This window comes from Candidatus Pantoea deserta (genome assembly GCF_003813865.1).
In the GTDB taxonomy this organism is placed as follows: Bacteria; Pseudomonadota; Gammaproteobacteria; order Enterobacterales; family Enterobacteriaceae; genus Pantoea; species Pantoea deserta.
In genome coordinates this window covers 29,828-50,695 of the sequence record NZ_RMVG01000022.1, presented here as the reverse complement: position 1 = coordinate 50,695, position 20,868 = coordinate 29,828, and the positions used below count along the sequence as shown (strand labels likewise).

Annotated in this window: 16 protein-coding genes; 10 read left to right on the top strand and 6 right to left on the bottom strand. The window is 53.0% G+C overall.

Going from position 1 to position 20,868, the window contains the following annotated elements; genetic code table 11:
• Positions 1 to 35: 35 nt before the first annotated feature.
• From BBB56_RS20580 to BBB56_RS20565, 4 genes are read left to right on the top strand one after another with little or no spacing between them, the layout of a single operon-like run.
• Positions 36 to 884: a hypothetical protein gene (locus tag BBB56_RS20580; protein WP_233593074.1), complete on the top strand. Its 849-nt coding sequence runs from the start codon at positions 36 to 38 to the stop codon at positions 882 to 884.
• Between the two features lie 7 nt (positions 885 to 891).
• Positions 892 to 2,118, top strand: coding sequence for a PP2C family protein-serine/threonine phosphatase (locus tag BBB56_RS20575; protein WP_123802787.1), 1,227 nt, complete (start codon positions 892 to 894; stop codon positions 2,116 to 2,118).
• Entirely contained in the window at positions 2,108 to 2,452 is a 345-nt protein-coding gene (locus BBB56_RS20570) for an STAS domain-containing protein (RefSeq protein WP_123802786.1), read from the top strand. Before BBB56_RS20575 ends, BBB56_RS20570 begins: the two co-directional genes overlap by 11 nt.
• 3 nt (positions 2,453 to 2,455) lie before the next feature.
• Positions 2,456 to 2,893 (top strand): ATP-binding protein, encoded by a 438-nt coding sequence (locus tag BBB56_RS20565; protein WP_123802785.1) that lies wholly within the window; start codon positions 2,456 to 2,458, stop codon positions 2,891 to 2,893.
• On the opposite strand, the gene BBB56_RS20560 is transcribed toward BBB56_RS20565, so the two are convergent.
• The 3 genes from BBB56_RS20560 to ascF form a co-directional block, all read right to left on the bottom strand.
• Positions 2,890 to 4,065 (bottom strand): esterase, encoded by a 1,176-nt coding sequence (locus BBB56_RS20560; RefSeq protein ID WP_123802784.1) that lies wholly within the window; start codon positions 4,063 to 4,065, stop codon positions 2,890 to 2,892. The genes BBB56_RS20565 and BBB56_RS20560 overlap by 4 nt on opposite strands.
• Before the next feature lie 96 nt (positions 4,066 to 4,161).
• Positions 4,162 to 5,592, bottom strand: a complete 1,431-nt coding sequence (locus BBB56_RS20555; RefSeq protein ID WP_123802783.1) for a 6-phospho-beta-glucosidase — start codon at positions 5,590 to 5,592, stop codon at positions 4,162 to 4,164.
• A gap of 8 nt (positions 5,593 to 5,600) precedes the next feature.
• Entirely contained in the window at positions 5,601 to 7,055 is a 1,455-nt protein-coding gene (gene ascF / locus BBB56_RS20550) for a PTS cellobiose/arbutin/salicin transporter subunit IIBC (RefSeq protein ID WP_123802782.1), read from the bottom strand.
• A gap of 256 nt (positions 7,056 to 7,311) precedes the next feature.
• Here ascF and BBB56_RS20545 point away from each other — a divergent pair, with 256 nt between their 5' ends.
• Positions 7,312 to 8,328, top strand: a complete 1,017-nt coding sequence (locus tag BBB56_RS20545; RefSeq protein WP_123802781.1) for a LacI family DNA-binding transcriptional regulator — start codon at positions 7,312 to 7,314, stop codon at positions 8,326 to 8,328.
• A gap of 1,298 nt (positions 8,329 to 9,626) precedes the next feature.
• Positions 9,627 to 11,261, top strand: coding sequence for a phosphoethanolamine transferase EptA (eptA, locus tag BBB56_RS20540; protein ID WP_123802780.1), 1,635 nt, complete (start codon positions 9,627 to 9,629; stop codon positions 11,259 to 11,261).
• A gap of 30 nt (positions 11,262 to 11,291) precedes the next feature.
• Here eptA and BBB56_RS20535 read toward each other — a convergent pair whose 3' ends face one another.
• Complete coding sequence (locus tag BBB56_RS20535; protein WP_123802779.1) at positions 11,292 to 12,689, bottom strand: glycoside hydrolase family 1 protein; 1,398 nt, start codon at positions 12,687 to 12,689, stop codon at positions 11,292 to 11,294.
• A 15-nt stretch (positions 12,690 to 12,704) separates the two neighbouring features.
• Positions 12,705 to 14,546, bottom strand: coding sequence for a beta-glucoside-specific PTS transporter subunit IIABC (locus BBB56_RS20530; RefSeq protein WP_123802778.1), 1,842 nt, complete (start codon positions 14,544 to 14,546; stop codon positions 12,705 to 12,707).
• Positions 14,547 to 15,111: 565 nt separating this feature from the next.
• Here BBB56_RS20530 and BBB56_RS20525 point away from each other — a divergent pair.
• The 3 genes from BBB56_RS20525 (at position 15,112) to licT (ending at position 18,161) form a co-directional block, all read left to right on the top strand.
• Positions 15,112 to 15,846 (top strand): histidine phosphatase family protein, encoded by a 735-nt coding sequence (locus BBB56_RS20525; RefSeq protein ID WP_199756281.1) that lies wholly within the window; start codon positions 15,112 to 15,114, stop codon positions 15,844 to 15,846.
• Between the two features lie 145 nt (positions 15,847 to 15,991).
• Positions 15,992 to 17,239 (top strand): OprD family outer membrane porin, encoded by a 1,248-nt coding sequence (locus BBB56_RS20520; RefSeq protein WP_233593073.1) that lies wholly within the window; start codon positions 15,992 to 15,994, stop codon positions 17,237 to 17,239.
• Between the two features lie 49 nt (positions 17,240 to 17,288).
• On the top strand, positions 17,289 to 18,161 hold the full coding sequence (licT, locus tag BBB56_RS20515; RefSeq protein ID WP_123802801.1) for a BglG family transcription antiterminator LicT: 873 nt from the start codon (positions 17,289 to 17,291) through the stop codon (positions 18,159 to 18,161).
• Between the two features lie 209 nt (positions 18,162 to 18,370).
• On the opposite strand, the gene BBB56_RS20510 is transcribed toward licT, so the two are convergent.
• A complete protein-coding gene (locus tag BBB56_RS20510) occupies positions 18,371 to 19,471 on the bottom strand; it encodes an NADH:flavin oxidoreductase/NADH oxidase (RefSeq protein ID WP_123802775.1) in 1,101 nt (366 codons plus the stop codon).
• 463 nt (positions 19,472 to 19,934) lie between these two features.
• Between BBB56_RS20510 and BBB56_RS20505 the strand changes: the two genes are divergently transcribed.
• Complete coding sequence (locus BBB56_RS20505) at positions 19,935 to 20,867, top strand: glycosyltransferase family 2 protein (protein ID WP_123802774.1); 933 nt, start codon at positions 19,935 to 19,937, stop codon at positions 20,865 to 20,867.
• Position 20,868: the final 1 nt, after the last annotated feature.

Sequence of the window (20,868 nt, the reverse complement as noted above, 5' to 3'; positions counted from 1 at the left end):
GCGCGCTGATGTCTGCTTTAGTTGCAGCGGCGACAATGCCCGCCGTTGCCGCCAACGCCGACAACGAAACGGTGGCGGCGCAGAGCGAGCCGATTCAGGCCGGGGTGTTCACCAGCCGCTGGGGACGGCTTTTTTCCGGCAATAAAGATAAATTTTCCGGCGCGCTGAGCTTCACCAGCGGGCTGAAAGAGCAGTGGCTGACCATCCCGAACGGCTCGGAATCGGCGCAGCGGAAAAAGAAAATCAATCAGCTGCTTAACCTCAGCCTGCAATATTCCCCTTACAGCTTCTGGTTTGCCAACGTTACGCTGCGGGCGCCTATTACCGATTTTGATAAATACAATACCGATTTTCGCTACAGCTTCGGCTATGACGACTGGCATCCCAATACCTTTAGCCTGGTGTACAGCAATTACGGCGATAACCGGCTGTTTCCTTCAGGCAATACGCGCTTTACCTATTTCGAACAGGGCGCCTTTACCTTCGCTTATAAATTTTCGCTACCGAAGGCGCTGGAAAATCATTTGCTGATCAACAAAGGCGACGCGCTGACCTGCCAGGTCGGCGTCAGCTGGGTGCCGCGCTACTACTCGCTGGCAGACAACGATCTGCGCTCCAATAAACAGGTAGGGCTAGGCGGCTGCGGCTACACCTTTAAACAGCACTTTTTTATCCGCGCGACTGCCTTCTGGTATCCGCACTCCGAGCAGCAGCAGCCCTGGAACGGCGACTACAGCTACAGTTTCGGCTACGCCGGCTATACGCCAGGCTCGTTCTCTGTTCAGTACAGCAACTACAGCGGCACGCGCTTTCCTGGCCGAAGCAGCAGCAACGCGAAATTTCGTGAAGGCACGATTTCGCTGATCTGGTTTCTTCCTTTCTGAGGTTTCTATGAGCGAATGTCAGCCGCGATCGGTACTCATCGTCGACGACGCCTTGCTTTATCGCAGGCTGCTGGCTGGGCTGCTGCGGCAGTGGGGCTATCAGGTGTTCGAAGCCGAGAATGGCGAACAGGCGCTGACGCTGCTGGCGCAGGAAGCTATTAGTCTGGTGATTAGCGACTGGGAGATGCCGGTCATGGATGGCCTGACGCTGTGTAGCGAGATCCGCCAGCGGGTAGAGGATCGCTACATCTACGTGATCGTGCTGACCGCGCGCGACAGCGTGGAGGATCTGCGTGTCGGCTTCGCCGCCGGGGCCGATGACTTTTTACCCAAACCGGTGAATCAGGTGGAACTTCAGGCGCGGCTGCATGCGGGCGAGCGCATTTTGCAGCTGGAGGCGACGCTCGCCAGCAAAAATCGTCGTCTCAGCGAGGCGCTGCGGCAAATTGAACAGGATTTGCAGGCGGCGGCGACTTTGCAGCGCAGCATTCTGCCGCCGCACCACCTGCGTCAGGGCGACTATTTTGCCGACTGGCTGTTTATGCCCTCTGCCTGGGTGTCCGGCGATCTGTTTCACCTCTTTCCGCTCAATGACGAGGCGGCAGGATTTTACTGCGTCGACGTGGCCGGACACGGCGTGACGGCGGCAATGATGTCCGTGGCGGTTGCACGCCAGTTCTTACATGGCCGCACGGTCGATCCCTTTTTGTTCAACGGCGCCGACATTACGCCGCCAGCGCAGGTAGTGCGCATCCTGAATAAGCGTTTTTGCGCGCAGCATCCGGAAGTCACCAGCTATTTCACCATGGTGTACGGCGTTATCGATCGGCACAGCGGCGAGGGGCGTCTTTGTCAGGCAGGCCATCCGACCCCTGTGATTGTGAGCGCGACGGGCGAGGTACGAGAGGTTGGCGAGGGCGGTCCGCCGGTGGGCCTGCTCGATCATCTTGACTGGGATGAGACGGCCTTTCATCTTGCGCCGGGCGAGCGTCTCTGTCTTTACAGCGACGGCATCAGCGAGTGCGAAAACGCCGAGGGCCATCAGTTTGGCGCCGCGCGACTGGAAACCCTGCTGGCCTCGCTCCATCACCATTCTTTGTCGGCGCTGCTGGAGGCGGTAGAACAGTCGCTCAGTCAGTGGCGCGGCGCAGCCGCATCAGCGGCGGACGATATTTCCTTACTGGTGATTGAGCGCCAGCAAGACTTAAGGCGGGAGAAGCATAATGAAACTTGAAACGGAAAAAATTGAAAACGCACTGCTGATTACGCCCGTTGCCCGGCGTCTCGACGCGTCGGTCGCGCTGCGTTTTAAAGAGGCGGTCGCCGCGCTTATCCAGCAGGGTGAGACTCGCCTCGTTCTCGACTTTTCCCGCGTGGATTTTATCGACAGTAGCTGTCTGGGCGCGCTGATTTCTCTGCTGAAATCGCTGAGCGGCAAAGGGCAGCTGGTACTCTGCTCACTCAACGCGAATATCAAAGCGATGTTTGCGCTGACCCGTATGGACCGGGTATTCACCCTTTGCGGCGACCGCAACGAGGCGCTTGCTGCCATTGAAGAAGGAACCTGATCTATGTCTCAATCCCATCATGAGAAACAGCTACGCTTGCCCGCGACCATTAACAGCCTGACGACGCTCGGTATCGCGCTGCGCCAGTTCCTGGCGGCGTTGCAGGTGAATGAGACCTGGATCTATCCGCTCGATCTGGCTCTGTGCGAGGCGGCGAGCAACATTATTCGTCACGGCTATCACGACGATGCCTCTGCGCATTATCGCGTGGATTTCAGCCATGATAGCCGCACGGTAACGGTGAATCTGTATGACTGCGGCGTGCCGCTGCCTGAAGATAAGCGCCAGCCGCCGGTTATCGACCCGGATGCGCCGCTGGATCTGGCCAGCCTGAGCGAAGGGGGGCGCGGAATGCAGCTTATTTTCTCTGGTGTGGATCGGGTCAGCTATCGCCAGGGAGAAGACGAAAATCAGCTGACCCTGATAAAGGCGCTGCCCTAATTCTCTGGTTGAAACAGCTTTTGCACAAAGTCGATATAGGCTGGACGCCAGACATCCATCTCATGCCCCAGCTTCGGGTAGCTATGCCAGTCGCTGCGGATGCCGCGCTGATCAAGCTGCGCCTTAAAGCCGGTCATATCCCGACCGGTAATAATGTCCTCTTCGCCGCTGACCAGCGTCAGGAGTTTTAGCTGGCGATTGATCGCGGCGGGCTTTTTCAGCTGCGCCGCAACGCGAAAATCTGGCACCGTTTCAGTGGTCACGCCGCTGAATATGCCCAGCCAGGCGAACTTATCGAGATGGCGCATGCCGCTGACCAGCGCCTGATAACCGCCCTGGGACAGACCCGCCAGCGCCTGGCTGTCTGCATCGCTGCGGATGCGATAGCGGCTGGCGATCAGCGGCATAATCTCCTGCATCAGCTCTTTGTCCGCGGCTTGCGCGTTGCGCGGGTAAAAGGTTTCACGCCGGCTGGCAGGCGCGAAATGCTCCGGTATCGCCTCAGCCGCATCGGTTTCGGTATCGGGCATTACCACCAGCATCGGCACAATCTTTCCCTCAGCCAGCAGATTATCCATGATTTGCGGCACGCGACCCTGCGTCAGTACGGAGAGACCGGTATCGCCGAAACCGTGATAGTAGTAGAGCACCGGCAGCGGAGCCGAGTCGTCGCGCGTGCCGGGCGGCACCCAGACAGAGACCTGGCGCTCGCGACTCAGCGACGGCGAATGCCAGCTCAGCGTATGGATCTCGCCGTGTGGCACATTGCGATCGTCCAGCACGCTCCCCGGCACCAGAATTAAGCTGGTATTGACCTGACGCTGCGGTTTCGGCTGAGCGCCGCCGGTGTCGATGCTGCGAAAGCCATCGACGTTAAAAAAGTATTCATATAAGCCGGGCTGGAGAGGCTCGCTGGTCAGGGACCAGATCCCTTGCTCATTTTTGCTCATTGGTTGCGAAACATAGCGGTCCGGAGTCGCGCCAGTGACCACTTCGACGGCTTTGGCCGCAGGCGCCCAGAGCTGCCACGTTATGGTGCGGTTGTCATTGACACGGCTGATATATTGCTCCGGCGGAAGCGTATCGGGAGGGCGCTGCGGAAGCGGGATCGCCAGCAGAGAATGACTCCATATCGCCAGACTCAGGCAGAGAAGACGGCAGCGAAAATTCATCAGATTTCCTTAACAGAATGCGGGTCTGTTAAGTGTGGCATAAGCTGAAAAAAATGGTCTGCCACGCGTGAATTTTGCTGCCTTTGCCTTTTCGCCTTAGCTGAGATCGCGCCCGTTACTGGCGATCACTTTCTTATACCACCAGAAGGATTTCTTGCGCGTTCGCGCCAGCGTGCCGCGTCCCAGATCGTCCCGATCCACGTAGACCAAACCATAGCGCTTACTCATTTCGCCGGTTGAGGCGGCAACCAGATCGATACAGCCCCAGGTGGTGTAGCCTATCACCGGCACCCCATCGTCAATCGCCTGCGCCATCGCCTGAATATGCTCGCGCAGATAGCTGATGCGGTAGTCGTCGTTGATGCTGCCATCCGCCTCCACCTTATCCTGCGCGCCCAGTCCGTTCTCCACCAGAAACAGCGGCTTCTGATAGCGGTCATACATCATATTCATCGTAATGCGCAGCCCCAGGGGATCGATACCCCAGCCCCAGTCGCTGCGTTTAAGGTGGGGGTTAGTCAGGGATTTTACGACGTTGGCGGCGCTGCTGTTCTGCTCATTCATCTCCGCCGAGGCGCAGCGCGACGCATAGTAGCTAAAGGAGACAAAATCGACGCTGTTTTTCAGGATCCCGGCATCTTCGCTCTCCATGTGGATAACGACGCCTTTTTCACGGAACAGCCGCGCCGCATAGGAAGGGTAGGCGCCTCTGGCCTGTACATCGATAAAAAACAGATTTTCGCGATCCTTTTCCAGCGCGGCCCAGACATCTTCCGGCTTGCATGACCAGGGATAAAAATTGCCGCCCGCCAGCATACAGCCCACCTGATTAGCCGGATTCACCTGATGCGCGATGCGCGTTGCCAGCGCGCTGGCCACCAGTTCGTGATGCGCCGCCTGGTACTTAACCTGCTCGCGGTTTTCGCCCTCTTCAAATACCAGACCCGCACCGGAAAACGGGCTGTGCAGCAGGATGTTGATTTCGTTAAAGGTCAGCCAGTACTTCACCAGCCCGTCAAACGCCTCAAAACAGGCGCGTGCATAGCGAGTAAAAAAATCGACCATCTTCCGGCTGCGCCACGAGCCATACTCCACCACCAGATGCATCGGCACGTCGAAATGACAGAGGGTGACCAGCGGTTCGATACCGTACTTTTTACACTCTTCGAACAGGCTGCGATAAAAAGCAACGCCCTGGGCGTTTGGCTCCTGCTCATCACCCTGCGGATAGAGGCGGCTCCAGGCGATCGAGGTACGAAATACCTTGAATCCCATTTCCGCCATCAGGGCAATATCCTCTTTGTAGCGATGATAAAAGTCGATCGCCTGATGGCTGGGATAGTATTCGTCATCGCGCAGCGTTAAACGCTTCTCTAATCCCAGCTTTACCGCCATACGCGCCGCGCCGTGCGGGATCATATCCACCGTGGTCAGCCCTTTACCTCCTTCACGATACCCGCCTTCCGCCTGATTTGCGGCTAACGCGCCACCCCATAAAAAACCTGCTGGAAATGTCTGTTGCGACATAAATGACCTCAATGATGAATAGCTGCCTTAACTGGCTTGATCGCTTCCGCTGGCGTCGATGAGACGCTGGCTTGCGTCACGTTTTCCGGGATGTCTTCAAAGCCCAAAATCAGCGTCAGGATAAAAGAGAGCACCACGGAAAGCGCCATAACCGCCACCACCCAGACAATGCTCATCGGGTTGGCGGGATCGAAAAACTGAACGCTGGTAAACAGACCCGGCGACGCCATTGAGTGGCTGGCCAGACCGCCTATACCGGCTACGGCGCCGCAGATAAAGCCGCTGATCAAACAGGCGACCAGCGGACGTTTAAGCCGTACCGCCACGCCGTACAGGGCCGGTTCCGAAATCCCGGCGACGATGGCGGAGGCCGCCGCGGCCAGCGCGGTCTGGCGCAGCTCGCGGTTTTTAGTTTTGAAGGCAACGGCCAGCGAGGAGCCGCCAAGCGACAGGTTCGCGCCGATTTCTGACGGCATTACCATGCCTTCTTTGCCCGTTTCCGCGATGGTCTGGATAATGGTTGGGGTGAACACGCGATGCATGCCGGTCATCACCAGCAGCGGCCAGATGGCGCCCATAATCGCCACCGACAGCCAGCCGAGATAGCCGTGGACGGTGTAGACCAGCGCAGAGATGCCGCTGCCGATCCAGATCCCCAGCGGACCAATCAGCACGATGGCAATCGGCGCGGCGACCAGCACGATCAGCATAGGTTTCAGGAAATTTTTCGTTACCGCAGGGGTGATACGGTCGATGATGTGCTCAATATGCGACAGCAGCCAGGTCATCACCAGCGCAGGGATCACCGTATAGGTGTATTTCACCGGCGTGACAGGAATGGAGGCGAAATCTACCGCCTGTCCCTGCGCCGCTTTCGCCATCAGTTCGACAAAGCCGGGATGCACCAGCACCCCAGCGATAGCAATCGCCAGCGACATATTGGTTTTAAACTTCAGCGCAGCCGAGGCGGCCACCATCACCGGCAAGAAGAAGAATGCGCCGTCACCGATCAGCGTCAGGATGGTCAGCGTCGAGGAGCCTTTCGCCAGGACGCCGCTCATCTCCAGCACCATTGCCAGCAGTTTCACCATCGACCCGCCGATAATGGCCGGGATCAGCGGTGACATCGTGCCCACCAGCGCGTCAAGAATGCCTGCGCCGATACGTCTCAGCGTGATTTTGCGTTTTACCGTGACGCCGCTCTGCGCGTCAGGGGTGCCAAGTTCCAGCACCGCCTGATACGCCTTGCCGACGTTATTGCCAATAATGACCTGACACTGGGTATCGTTGTCGACCACACCCATAACGCCGGGAATGGCTTTCAGGGCGGCGCGATCAATCTGCGCGCGGTCTTTCACCACAAAACGCAGACGCGTCATGCAGTGAGTGACGGTCTCGATGTTGCGCATGCCGCCCAGCGACTGCACGATAGCGCGAGAGACTTCTGCATAGGGATTAGGCATCGTTTTATGTCTCTGTTGTTATAACCAGGGTGTAGCTGGCGGCATGCTGTTGTAGGGACAGAGCGCCAGAGAGTGAAACAGAACGTCATAGGAAACCGGTTTCACAAAATCATGAACAGTTGCAAAATTGATAACAAGAGGGCTGAGGTGGATATTTTTTAAACTGTGATTAAAGTCACTTCGTGCAGCAATGCGTAAAATAGCCTGTGTCAGGTTGGGTAGACTGCACAGCGGATTGAGGGAAAAGGGAAAAGTTATGGCCACCATACTTGAGGTCGCAAAAAGAGCGGGCGTGTCTAAGGCCACAGTTTCCAGAGTGTTGTCGGGGAATGGCTATGTCAGTCAGGAAACGCGCGACAAAGTCATGCGGGCGGTAACCGAAACAGATTTCCGGCCTAATCTGCTGGCGCGCAACCTGTCGGTGAAATCCACCCAGACCATCGGTCTGGTCGTCACCAATACCCTTTACAGCGGCAACTACTTTTCTGAGCTGATGTCGCATTCCGCCCGAATGCTGGAGCAGCAGGGTCGCCAGCTGATTCTGGCCGACGGCAAGCACAGCGCGGCGCAGGAGCGGGCCGCGATAGACTTTCTGCTCGATCTGCGCTGTGACGGCATTATCATCTATCCGCGTTTTCTTACCGTCGATGAGATGGATGAGATTATCGCTCAGCATAAGCAGCCGGTGCTGGTGGTAAATCGACGCTTACGCCAGCACCACAGCTACGGCATCTATGCCGATCAAAAACAGATCGCCGCGATGGCGGTGAAGGCGCTCATCGATCTGGGGCATCGCGACATTGCTTTTATTACCGGCTCCCTGGATTCGCCTACCGGAAGAGAGCGCCTCGCCGGTTATAAAGCGGCGCTGGAAGAGCAGGGTATCGCCCTGCGCGACGCCCTGATTGCCGAAGGCAACTGGCACGCCGAGAGCGGCGCGCAGGCGGCGGAGTTTCTGCTCGCCAGCGGCTGCGGCTTTAGCGCTCTGGTCGCCAGCAACGATGAAATGGCGCTGGGGGCCATCAGGTATTTACACACCGCGAACATCGCCGTGCCCGCGCAGGTGTCGGTGCTGGGATTTGATGATATACCGCTTGCGCCATTCACCGTTCCCGCGCTCTCCAGCGTCAAAATCCCGGTGACCGAGATGGTTCAGGAGGCGATTGCGCGGCTGCTGGCTATGCTTGACGGCGGTGACTGGCAGAACGCCGACGTCTTTGCCGCCAGCCTGATGCTGCGCGAATCGGTCTCTTCAGGTCCCTGGGCGCGCTAGCCCAGGTTCAGCCTGTGCGGCTGAGCCTGAGCCGGTAAAGCATAATGCCGGCCTGCAAGCCTGAGATATCTGCTCTGAACAAACTGCCCGCAGTGTGACAAAAGTACGTCAGTTCAGGATCTCAGGGCGGCAAATCGATGCAGCAGAACTCTCTGGTACCAGCTGCTGACTTCGCGGAGCAGCAGGGGACGCGCTGCATTTTTAACTGACGATCTGATAGTTTTAAGAAGAGATTATCTTTAAAGCGATCCATAACAGATAAAAGCTTACTGAAAACCGTAAAACTTTTATAAGCCGTGTTATATGGCGCCATGTATAGCGCTCTCTTTCATCGGCGGCAGTAATGGCCGGATCATTATCATTTCTCTTCGTTTTTCTTCTGAATATAAGCCGCAACAAAATAACAACAATCAGTAATGAAACGACCTTAAGCGTTAATTCCCTTTCCACGTCAGCCATCCTTATTCAGCATTAATGATTAACGCCATAAATATTACATAAAATTAATCTCAGTGAAAGATTAAATGCGGAATTTCCGCTCTCCCAGAGTAATAACATAAACGAAGAGACCATGTATGGCACGAAAGTTTATTTTTTGTAAATTACAAATTCGGGCTGGCTGTCACGCTTATACCAGCTTATACGCCTGCGCTTTAACAAACTATTACAGCATCAAATTCTCTGTAATGACTGTAAAAGATAAAATTAATCTGCGCCTGTATTTATTATTTTTAGGGTGGCCGAAATTTTTTCTCTGTCTGTATATCAGCCTGTTTTAGCGACTGTCTGAAGCAGGGAGTTGCAGGGGAAATTTCATTCAGATCAATTTCAGCAAACAGAACCAGGACTGGCCAGCGCGAAAAGTTCAGGTGCCTTACTGAGGAATGGCGGCAGTTGCTTTTACGCCGCGCCCGGCATGTTCATATTTGCGCGGGTCGTTTGCCTTCAGCATCCGCCATAAGCCTGGACCAGGCGTCAATTTTTATCGCATTTCAAGGGATTTCTTGCGTGAGCCTGCCTGCATGACAGGTTTCAATACCAGGCCACTGAAAGGGTCTCTTTTACCTACCGGGCATGGATTGCAAAGGCACCTCTCGCGGCGAGGTAACACGCGCACACCTTAGCCTCGAAAGCCGTTAGCCCAGCGTGATTCTCTTGTCCTCTGAGGCATCCAGCCACGAGGTCCCACGTACTTTGCCTGTTTAATGGTCGGCAGGGGCTGTGACAGCCGCAGCTTAAGGTTTCCCTAAAGTTAAAGCGGCATTATGTGCACTCCTGTTAACAGATGGACTGCAAGCATGTTTTTCCCATTCAATAAAAGACCGACGATGAGTCGGCTCTCTTTTCTGTTGCTGTTTTCGACTTATATCGCCGTATTTCTTAATCTGGCCTTTTACCATCAGGTGATCGTCGCCATGCCGCTGGATAACCTGCGTAACTGGCTGGTTTTTCTCTCGATGCCGCTGGTGGCGATTTCAGTCATTAATATCGTGGTCACGCTCGCCTCGTTTCTTTGGCTTGATCGCCTGACTATCGCGCTCTTTATTCTGGTTTCCGCTGCCGCACAATATTTCATCTGGAATTTCGGCATCATTATCGACCGCTCGATGCTGGTAAATATTCTTGATACGACGCCATCAGAGAGTTATGCCCTGATGACGCCGAAGCTGGTCGTCACGCTACTGCTTTCGGGCCTCGTGATGGCAGGCGTGGCTTTCTGGATCCGCGTACGTTCGCCTGCGCCGTTCTGGAAAAGCGCGGTTTATCGTATTGTCAGCATCGCAGCGTCTGTGGTCTGTATCTTGCTGGTGGCCTCGCTGTTTTATAAAGATTACGCCTCGCTGTTTCGTAACCAGAAAGAGCTGGTGAAGTCGCTCAGCCCCTCAAATTCCATTGCTGCGACGCTCTCCTGGTATAAACATGACGTGACCGCAAATCTGCCGCTGGTAAAAATTGGCGAAGATGCAAAGCTTGCGCCCGCCATGCAAAGCGGCAAAAAAAATCTCACGATTTTGATCGTGGGGGAAACGTCGCGCGCGGCAAACTTTTCTTTATCAGGCTATGGGCGTGATACCAACCCGCTCCTGGCTAAAGATCAGGTCACCTATTTCCCGCATACGGCCTCCTGCGGTACGGCAACAGCAGTATCCGTTCCCTGTATGTTTTCAGGCATGCCGCGCGTCCACTATGACGATGAGCTTGCCGGTCATCAGGAAGGGCTGCTGGATGTGATCCAGCGTGCCGGTATTAAGGTCCTGTGGAATGAAAATGACGGCGGGTGCAAAGGAGCCTGCGACCGCGTGCCGCATCAGGATATGACCAGCCTGAACCTGTCGGGCATGTGTATTAAAGGGGAGTGCTACGATGAGGTACTGTTCCATGGGCTGGAGGAGTATATTCAACAGCTTCAGGGCAACGGCGTGATTGTTTTACATACTATCGGCAGTCACGGTCCGACTTACTTTAATCGCTATCCGCCTCAGTTCCGCCGCTTTACACCGACCTGCGATACTAATCAGATCCAGGACTGTTCCCAGCAGCAGCTGGTAAATACGTATGACAATACCCTGTTATATGTCGATTTCATCGTTGATAAAGCCATTAAACTGTTGCAGGCGCACCAGGATAAATTTACCACCAGCCTGGTTTACCTTTCCGATCACGGCGAATCACTGGGTGAAAACGGCACCTATTTACACGGTATGCCGTATGCCATTGCGCCTGAGGTGCAGAAACATGTGCCGATGCTAATCTGGCTCTCCCCGGATTATCAGTCACGCTACGGCATCAATAAAGGTTGCCTCGATAGTCTGGCGGCGAAAGATGACTTCTCGCAGGACAATTTGTTCTCAACCATGCTGGGTCTGACCGGCACTCAGTCAAAAGTTTATAAAAGCGAAGATGATATTCTGACATCGTGCCGTAAGCGTTAACAGAGCGGCCCTGCGGATGCAGGGCCTTTCTTAGCGTTTCAGCGCGGCGCCGTTGCTTTTAATAATCTGCTGATACCAGTAAAAGCTCTTTTTGCGACTGCGACGCAAGGAGCCTGACCCATCCTGCTGCAAATCCACATAGATAAACCCATAGCGCTTTTTCACTTCCGCTTTTGAGGCGCTAATAAGGTCGATGGGTCCCCAGTAGGTATATCCCATCAGCTCGACGCCATCATTAATCGCTTCCCACGCCTGCACTAAATGATCGTTGATATAGTTTATGCGGTAGTCATCATTAATCTTGCCATCAGCGTCGGGTTTTTCACTGGCGCCCAGCCCATTCTCAACCACAAACAGCGGTTTTTGATAACGATCCCAGAGCATATTCAGCAGCGTGCGCAATCCGACGGGATCGATTTGCCATCCCCATTCAGAGCTTTGCAAATGAGGATTAGGGATCATATCAAGTATATTGCCGCGTAGCTTTTCAACTAATTCTGGCTCGGCCGTCGCGCATCCAGACATGTAATAGCTTAGTGAAACAAAGTCTACGGTGTGGCTCAAGGCGGTCAGGTCGCTGGGTTCAATTTGCAGCTTAATATTATTGTCGCGGAAATAGCGTTTCATATATCCGGGATAGGCTCCCCGACACTGCACATCGCCGAAAAACTGCCAGTTTTGATTTTCCCGCAGCGCGGCGAAAACGTCCGTGGGCTTGCAGGAGAGCGGGTAGATTAATCCGCCCAATAACATATTCCCTATGCGCCCATCAGGAACAAGCTCGTGGCAGGCTTTCACCGCCAGACTGCTCGCCACCAGCTGATGATGAATCGCCTGATAAATTTCGGTCTTGCCTGGGTTGCCCTGGAGTCCCACACCGGTCAGCGGAGCATGCAGGGACATGTTGATTTCGTTGAAGGTCAGCCAGAGTTTCACTTTATGCGCATAATGTTGAAATACCGTTCGCGCATAGCGCTCAAAGCAGGAAATAACCTCACGGCTGGCCCATCCGCCATATTTTTCGACCAGTCCCCACGGCATCTCATAATGCGAGAGCGTAACCAGCGGCTGAATATGGTGTGCAGCCAGTTCGTCAAAAAGCTTATCGTACCAGGCAAGACCCGCCTCGTTTGGCTCAGGCTCATCGCCCTGTGGAAACAGGCGTGCCCAGGCAATGGAGACGCGTAAACAGGTAAAACCCATCTCAGCGAAAAGAGAAATATCTTCTGGATAACGATGATAAAAATCTATGGCCTTATCCTTAATACAGAAGTCGCCGGGCTTTCGTCTCACCACCTTGCCAAATATGCCTTCAGGCTGCATATCGGAAGTGGTTAATCCTTTGCCATCCTCCTGCCAGGCGCCTTCAACCTGGTTGGCCGCAAGCGCGCCACCCCATAAAAACCCTTCCGGAAATACGGTATTCATCGACTTCTCCTTTTATTAGCGCTGAACCAGAAACAAGCGCTCGCCTGAATGAATGGATGGGGAGGAATAAACGGGCCTGATTTCCCTGAACGCCGCGCTGTGGTCTGTCACTACAGAGGTGGTTAAATCATATCCAGACTGGATAAGCGCTTCGCGATCGAAAGAGAGGAGCAGATCACCCGTTTTAAACCTGTCACCCGTTTTTACCTGGGCGTTAACAGAGTGATGCGGCAGTTTCAGGGTATCAATGCCAACGCGAATGCATACTTCGGTGCCGCTGGCGCTGATCAAACCGATAACCTGCCGGGTCGCTGATAGCGACGTGACTTCGCCATCAAAGGGGGCGACGATTTTACCTTCAGCGGGAACAATCGCCACTCCCTGAGCGGATAATTCATGACCGGCGTCTTCGTCGGCAACCGGCGGCAACTCGACGATCACGCCACTGAGCGGCGCAAGTATCTCTTCCGCGCCGGCTTCCTCTCGGCTGCCTTTAGGCACTGACGCCAGCGCGAGCGTCAGCAGGCAGGCAAGGATAAAAGCGAGAGCCGTTCCCGCCAGCGCACCCCATACGGAAAGATCGACGCCTGTAGAAGGGATAATCTGCGCCAGGGTAAAAATACTGGCCAGTCCGAAGGAGTAGACCTGACTCTGGCTTAACGCAACGACAGCTCCGCCGAGACATCCGCCAATACAACCGAAGGTAAAGGCAAGACGATTAGGGAGCGTAACGCCATAAACCGCCGGTTCGGTAATGCCAAAAACGCCTGCAACCACGCTGGAACCGGCCAGGGTTTTTAGCCGGGCGTCGCGAGTTTTGATAAATATCCCCAGCGTCGCGCCAACCTGACCAAATACGGCGGGGAGCAAAATAACCAACATCGGGTCGTGCCCCAGCACCGCCAGGTTGTTCATCATCAGCGGGACAAGCGCCCAGTGCAGGCCAAAAATAACGCATATCTGCCATATCGCGCCAAGAAGACCGCCAGCCAGCCAGGGCGCGGCGCGATAGAGGATCTGGAATCCCTGCGCCAGCAGCTCGCCAAGCGAGGTCGCCAGCGGACCTATCGCTAAAAATGTCAGCGGCACCGTGACGAACAGGCACACCAACGGGGTAAAAAAGGTTTTTACGGCGGCGGGAAAGATTTTATCGCACTGGCGTTCAAGCCAGCAGCAAAACCAGGCGGCGAAAATAACGGGAATGACCGACGACGCGTAATTGATCAATACGACGGGCAGGCCAAGAAAAGTGGCAGTGTCTCCCGTCGCGGATGCATTAAAGGCGTCCAGCATAAGCGGATGCACCAGCGCAGCGCCGACAATCAGCGTCAAAAACGGGTTACCGCCAAATTTTTTCCCTGCGGTGTAGCCAAGAATAATCGGTAAAAAGTTAAACAGCGCATCCGCAGCCGCGTACCAGATGCGATAGGTCATGCTGCCTTCGCTCAGCAAACCACTCGCCAGACAGATCGCCAGAATGCCTTTCAAAATACCGCAGGCAGCCATGACGCCCAGAAAGGGGGTAAAGATGGCCGAGACAATATCAATAAATCTCGCCAGCAAACTGTTTTTTTTATCTGAAAGCGCGGGCGATAACGGCCTGTTGTCATTGAGTCCCGCTTGCTGGCACAGGGTCTCGTAAACCTCGTGCACATGCTGTCCCACTACCACCTGAAACTGCCCGCCGCTGTTAACAACCATAATCACGCCGGGATTATTTTTTAATGCCTCAGCATCAGCTTTATCCATACTTTTAAGGTTAAAACGCAAACGTGTCGCACAATGCACAAGGCTGATGATGTTTTCTCTTCCACCGACGTGTCTGAGAATGTCCTGAGACAATGCTTTGTATTTCATTTTTCGTCCTGAACCACAGGTTAAAATAACCCGCTTAATGAAAACAAAAAAACCTGACAGGCCTGTCGCAGTCTTGCTGCCGACAGGCCTGTCAGGTTTTGCCCACTGGGTAACAATCCTGATTCGATAAGAAATTAGCAGTCGGGAAATACCCTGTCCAGAAGAAAAACGATGCCAGAATGCGATCCCGATCGATAAATTAAACCTGTCTGTTACTGCATCCTCCGCGCACTAAAAACATCTCTAAATCACCTCGTCGATTGCCAGCCATTCTTCTCACCATCGTGAAATTAATTAATATTTAACAGCCATTCCTATTAAACAATTTATTGATGGCGATTCCGAGGCAGCTCACAATTATCTGGAAGAAAAAGATAATGTTATTGACAACCCTACTGGCTTAATATTCCCTGTCGCTCTGAATTGTGACTGTTCTTCTACAGGCAAAACCCGCATCAGCGCATTAATGCGATTGCGCCAGCGCTTTAATGGCGGTGCGGGCTTTATCGTTTCCAGGAAGGAGAAAACAATGAAATTAATCATGTGTGTAGCCACTTTGTTAATCATGTTAATCCCTGGCGGTTGTTATGCCGCTGAGACACCCGCGTCGGAAAATAACAACGTAAACATCTACTTTGTGCGCCACGGTAAAACGCTGCTCAATACTTTCGACCGCGTCCAGGGATGGATAGATTCGCCGTTAACAGAGGAGGGTATCCGGGTAGCAGGCTTATTAGGTGACAATCTAAAACAGATGAGATTTGACGATTTTTACGTCAGCGACGCCGGGCGACATCGTGAAACCATGACGGTGATGTTAAAGCATGCAGGAGTAAAAGATTATCGTCTTAAAGAGTTAACTGAGCTGAGAGAGGCCTTCTTCGGCGGGTTCGAGGGCGATTATAACAGCAATATGGCAGCGGCGGCGGCAAAGAAACTCTGTCTCAAAGACAGCGATGCGCTTTATCAGGCGATGAAAACGGCCGCGCTACCCGCAGAGGACATTATTGATGCTATTGCCAGCGCGGATGAAAAGGGTCTTGCGGAAAATGCCGCACAGATAAAAAAACGCACGCAGGCTGCGCTGAGAACCATTACGGATGATGCGGTTAAACAGGGCAAGCATAATATCCTGGTGGTCTCCTCTGGCACCGCGATGCAGATGATGATCGCTGATATGACAGATAATCCAGATAAAAATAAACCGATTGCCAATGGCGCAGTAGTAAAGATTATTTTCAGCGACGGAAAATTTAACGTTACTGAAGTGGGTACGCTGCGCTATATAGCCCCCCAATAATCAGACATCAAAATACATACTAATAACATTTTCATTTTAAATTCGCCGACATCAGGGAAAAGCCATGCGCGTTTACAAAGGATCCGCCTTCTCGCTGTTAATAGCCTTTAGCGGTGCGAGTCAGGCTGTAGAGCAACAGCCTGTAATCTCTGCGCCGGATTCGTCATGCTGTTTTACATCCCCTTTTTTTAGCCAGAGCAGCATGACATTACTGTTTAAAAATTACTGGAAATACCTTAAGGAAGAAAACGCCAACCCTAAACGTGTTCACAATGCCTGGGGGCAGGGAGTTGCGCTGGATTATCAGTCCGGCTACCTGGCTGATATCATTGGTGTGGACGCGGATTATTATGGCGTGGCAAAGTTGGGGGCAAGCGATTACTTTAATTCGCGCGGCGTACTTTATAGTCACGGCGCCGCAAATCAAAAAAGCAGCGCGCACGGTTATACAAAATTCGGCCAGCGTAATATCAAGCTAAAGTTACACCCGGCTGATGCTACGGTTAACGCACGCTGGGGCTGGCAAAAAATTAAAAAAACCGGCGTCATTACCTCCTCAACACGTCTGTCGCCGACCACCTATCTCGGCTGGACCGGCGCTATGCAATATAATGCATTAACGCTGCGCGGAGCCTATGTCGAGCGCTCAATGGCGCGCAACTCGCCGGACACAATGCGCTTTCAGACCAACGCGGGAAACTATATTAACCATATCGCCACCGGCGATGTTCAGTGGAAAAACGAGACGCTGAATATTCTGTATGGCTATGGTGAAAGCCATCAGTATCTGAGACGACAGCTCGTTCTTGCTCAGTGGACGCCTTCTGAGCGCCTCAGCTTCGGTTCGCAAATTTACCGCACCCATGCGCTCGACGCCTATAGCTCGATGCCTGCCAGCAAACGCGACTTTGATAATAACGCCTGGCACGTCGCGGCTGATGCGACCTGGAAAGGCGAGCGCTGGAGCAGTAAATGGGGGGTAGCTTACACCGAGGCCCGCAAAAAAGATGAGGTGGGCTTCTTTCCGCGCCATATGAGTAAACAATCCTTCGGAAACTTTATCTCAATGGCGTATGCGGGCGATGACTATATGCGCGATGGCGAGTTAGTTTTATCGAACCTTTCCGATTATGCCCTGACGCCAGACCTGAGCGTGGGGCTTACGGGCAATATTGCTCAGTTCAGCTACAGGAAAAATCACGTCAGAACCGGTGAGATCAGCGCTTTTACCCGCTGGATGCCTGTCAGGGATCTTACCCTGTGGGCGATAGCGGGTCCGGGCTGGTCTTACAAAGCGCAGGGGAAAACGCCGGTATTACACAATGGGCGCTATGACCGAACCCATACGCTCTCGTCTGAAATCATCGTGGAATACAAATTTAAAATCTTTTGACGTCAGGCAGGATTACTCTGGCGCGAAAAGGGGTCTCTGCGAGGGACGCATGGTAATTACAAAGGTCATTAACAACAACGTCGTCGTGGTCATCAATAATGCCCAGCGCGAAGAAGTGGTCATGGGTTGCGGCATCGGTTTTAAAAAAAGACCTGGGGATAGACTCGACCCGACCCGGATAGAGAAGATCTTTGCGCGTCAGAGCGATGAGTTAACCCGTCATCTTGCAGAACTGCTCAGTCAAATCCCGCTCGCTGTGATGACAGCCTGCGATCTCATCATTCAGGAGGCTACGCGCACGCTGGGCAAGCTTGATGAAAGCATCTACCTGACGCTCACCGACCACTGCCACTATGCGATTGAACGCCAGCAAAAGGGGCTGGCCATCAAAAACGCGCTGCTGGAAGAAACTAAACGGCTATACCCGCGTGAATACGCGCTGGGGCAGCAGGCGAGGGAGATCATTTATCAGCGGCTGGGCATTCGCCTGGAGAGAGATGAAGCGGGCTTTATCGCGCTACACCTTGTTACGGCGCAGCTCAGTGGCGAGATGTCGGACATAGCGCATATTTCGCGCGTCATGCAGGAGATCTTACAGCTTGTCAGAGATGAGCTGGCGCTGGAGTATGATCAATCATCGCTGAGCTATCAGCGTTTTGTTACCCACCTGAAATTTTTTGCGCAGCGGATGCTGACGCGAACGGTGGTGTCTGATGAGGAAAACTCGCTGTCGGAAGCCATTCAGGACAATTATGCTATGGCCTGGCAATGTGCAGAAACCGTCGCACGGCATCTGCACAACCACTACCAGTGTGAGCTGACCAGGGAAGAACTTATGTTCCTGAGCATTCACATCGAACGCGTCAGGAAATGCTCAGCGGAAAGAGCAGGATTGAACGGAAGCTGTCCGTCTAGCCTCTGAACCAGATAAGCAGATAACCACAAATGGCAGCAGCTGAAATTAACAGGGTCAGATATTCGTCGCGGCTGCGAGGAATGATATTTTTCATCGTACTCTCCTCCTGGTATGAGAAGAGTTTAACCTTCGCAGGCTTAGTAAAACCTTAAGGCTGAAATAATGGGACGTTGCGCCAGCAGTCTGGCGCAACATGAAGGGTCAAAGCTGGATGGTTAGTGATTTGCCTTGAGGGTGCCTTTTAGCCCATGTGGCTCGGAACGCAGATACTGCGGCGGCGCGCTGGCCTGTGCCCCCAGCTCAGCCGCCGCATGCCACGGCCAGCGCGGATCGTAAAGTACCGCACGCGCCAGCGCTACCAGATCGGCTGTGCCTTCCTGCAACACCGATTCAGCATGTTTTGGTTCGGTGATCAGCCCCACGGCAATGACCGGAATATTAACTTCTTTGCGAATATCACGCGCGAAGGGAAGCTGATAACCTGGACCTACAGAAATAGACTGTTGCGGTGAAAGCCCTCCGCTTGAGACATGCACATAATCACAGCCAGCCGCCTCAAGCTGCTTGCTGAATTCAATTGACTGTGAATTGTCCCAGCCGCCCTCGACCCAGTCTGTCGCGGAGAGGCGTACGCCAACCGCAACCGACTCAGAAACGGCTTCCCGCACAGCGTGGAAAATTTCCAGCGGGAAACGCATACGATTTTCCAGCGAACCGCCGTACTCATCCTCACGATGATTGCTGAGCGGCGACAGGAACTGATGCAGCAGATAGCCATGCGCGGCGTGAATCTCGATCAGTTCAATACCCAGACCTTCTGCGCGCTTCGCACTCTCAACAAACGCCTGTTTGATACGGGCTAAATCGTCGCGATCCAGCGCCACCGGCGGGCGCTCATTCTCGTGAAACGCTGCCGCTGAAGGCGCTACCGTCTCCCAGCCGCCCTGTTCGAGCGCAAGCTGATGGCCGCCTTGCCAGGGCGCGGCACAGGAAGCTTTGCGTCCGGCATGACCCAACTGGATACCAATCGGGACAGGTGAATATGCGCGGACATCTTCCAGCACGCTGCGAAGGGCCGTTTCGGTTTCATCATCCCACAGCCCCAGATCGCCCGGCGTAATGCGGCCAATAGCCTCAACGGCCGTAGCCTCGATAATCAGCAAACCCGCGCCAGAAAGCGCCAGCTGTCCAAGATGAATACGGTGCCATGCGGTGGCTTTACCTTCGCTTGCGGAATACTGGCACATCGGTGCGATAACGATACGGTTTTCCAGTGCGAGCTTGCCAATCTGCGTTGCGCTAAAAAGTTGACTCATGAATACCTCGTTTCCTTGTAATGGCTGCCTCGAATAGAAAGTGTAATCGACTACAGAAAGTTCATTGCCTCCCAATCAACATAGCACGTGAACAGCCTGTTTCTTTTCCCGTAAAGGTCATCAGACCTGACTGGTTACGCTTATTGCCACCCATTCGCAACGCTTCTTTTCAAGAAATTTCTCTGTAAAAATGTGGGAAATATTACCGCCTGATTTGATTCTGATAGCCGCAACTGACAAAATAAAAACTCAACGGCTGCCAGATGAAGTCCATCTATTTCTCTACTGTTAATTTAAATCCTAATCGCATTGACTAAGATCAACCCGATAATCTCAACGTCAGCCTATTCTCTACTCATAAAAAAATACCTTTTCTTTGAACGAAAGGTAAACATAACGGTTTAAGTTACCGATCTTAATATAATGATTTCATTTTCCACGACACCAAATAACAAGGTTATCCATGGCATTAAAACCCTATGCCACACTTAGCATTATTGTTACTGCACACAATTGCGAACCCTATCTGGGAAAAACATTGTCAAGTATTGAATCTGCCTGTGGAGATACATTTTACTTACAAGAAGTTATTATCGTTAACGACAGTTCCACAGACAGAACGGGAGAGATCGTAGCGACATTTTCCTCACTGCGTGCTAATGTAAAAACATATGACGTTAACTTTAAAAATATTGGTAAGGTCAGAAACTTTGCGCTCAGCAAATGTTCTGGTCAATATATCACGATGATTGATGGAGACGATGAGGTTCTGGCCGGGTCGTTAAAAGACATCGCCGGTTATCTGGGCGCCTGCCAACCTGATATTCATCTTTCGCCGCTTAATGAGCTTTATGATGATCAGGATAAAAAATTTATCTGGCAAGGCGTAAAAGCCTGCAAGCTGACGCAGGATAACGTTATCAAAAAGTTCCTGACACATAAAAATCTCCAGGCTCACTTTATTGGTCAGTTTTTTAGCAGAAAATTTCTTGAGAAGATCTCATTCCCGGAATTTATTTGCTACGAAGACGCCTGGACCTTTCCACTGCTGCTTAACCTCTCTACCGTTATTTCCTACTCTGCATCCAGCCACTATCTTTACCATAAGCGCAAAGGTAGCCTGTCAGAACAAGTTACGCCTGAAAAAATTAGTCTGTTAATTGCAGCGACAGAGCAGATGGTCGTCAATTTTGGTAAACGCTATATTCCTCTTATCTCATGCCACTGGATAAATATCTTACATAAGTACGAGAAAGAAATCGAAGCCACAGAGGATATTAATAAAGTTAAAAACAGCATCAGGCAGGTTTCTCTGCTTCATTTCCTGTTCCATCCGCTGGTAAGGCTTAGTTTTAAAAAGAAACTCATCAGACTTAAACTTGCAGGAAAAGTCTGAT

Bases quoted from the DNA above. Each gene is read 5' to 3' on its own strand.
- BBB56_RS20580 (WP_233593074.1), top strand. From the start codon at position 36: ATGCCCGCCGTTGCCGCCAACGCCGACAACGAAACGGTGGCGGCGCAG.
- BBB56_RS20575 (WP_123802787.1), top strand. From the start codon at position 892: ATGAGCGAATGTCAGCCGCGATCGGTACTCATCGTCGACGACGCCTTG.
- BBB56_RS20570 (WP_123802786.1), top strand. From the start codon at position 2,108: ATGAAACTTGAAACGGAAAAAATTGAAAACGCACTGCTGATTACGCCC.
- BBB56_RS20565 (WP_123802785.1), top strand. From the start codon at position 2,456: ATGTCTCAATCCCATCATGAGAAACAGCTACGCTTGCCCGCGACCATT.
- BBB56_RS20560 (WP_123802784.1), bottom strand. From the start codon at position 4,065: ATGAATTTTCGCTGCCGTCTTCTCTGCCTGAGTCTGGCGATATGGAGT.
- BBB56_RS20555 (WP_123802783.1), bottom strand. From the start codon at position 5,592: ATGTCGCAACAGACATTTCCAGCAGGTTTTTTATGGGGTGGCGCGTTA.
- ascF (WP_123802782.1), bottom strand. From the start codon at position 7,055: ATGCCTAATCCCTATGCAGAAGTCTCTCGCGCTATCGTGCAGTCGCTG.
- BBB56_RS20545 (WP_123802781.1), top strand. From the start codon at position 7,312: ATGGCCACCATACTTGAGGTCGCAAAAAGAGCGGGCGTGTCTAAGGCC.
- eptA (WP_123802780.1), top strand. From the start codon at position 9,627: ATGTTTTTCCCATTCAATAAAAGACCGACGATGAGTCGGCTCTCTTTT.
- BBB56_RS20535 (WP_123802779.1), bottom strand. From the start codon at position 12,689: ATGAATACCGTATTTCCGGAAGGGTTTTTATGGGGTGGCGCGCTTGCG.
- BBB56_RS20530 (WP_123802778.1), bottom strand. From the start codon at position 14,546: ATGAAATACAAAGCATTGTCTCAGGACATTCTCAGACACGTCGGTGGA.
- BBB56_RS20525 (WP_199756281.1), top strand. From the start codon at position 15,112: ATGTTAATCCCTGGCGGTTGTTATGCCGCTGAGACACCCGCGTCGGAA.
- licT (WP_123802801.1), top strand. From the start codon at position 17,289: ATGGTAATTACAAAGGTCATTAACAACAACGTCGTCGTGGTCATCAAT.
- BBB56_RS20510 (WP_123802775.1), bottom strand. From the start codon at position 19,471: ATGAGTCAACTTTTTAGCGCAACGCAGATTGGCAAGCTCGCACTGGAA.
- BBB56_RS20505 (WP_123802774.1), top strand. From the start codon at position 19,935: ATGGCATTAAAACCCTATGCCACACTTAGCATTATTGTTACTGCACAC.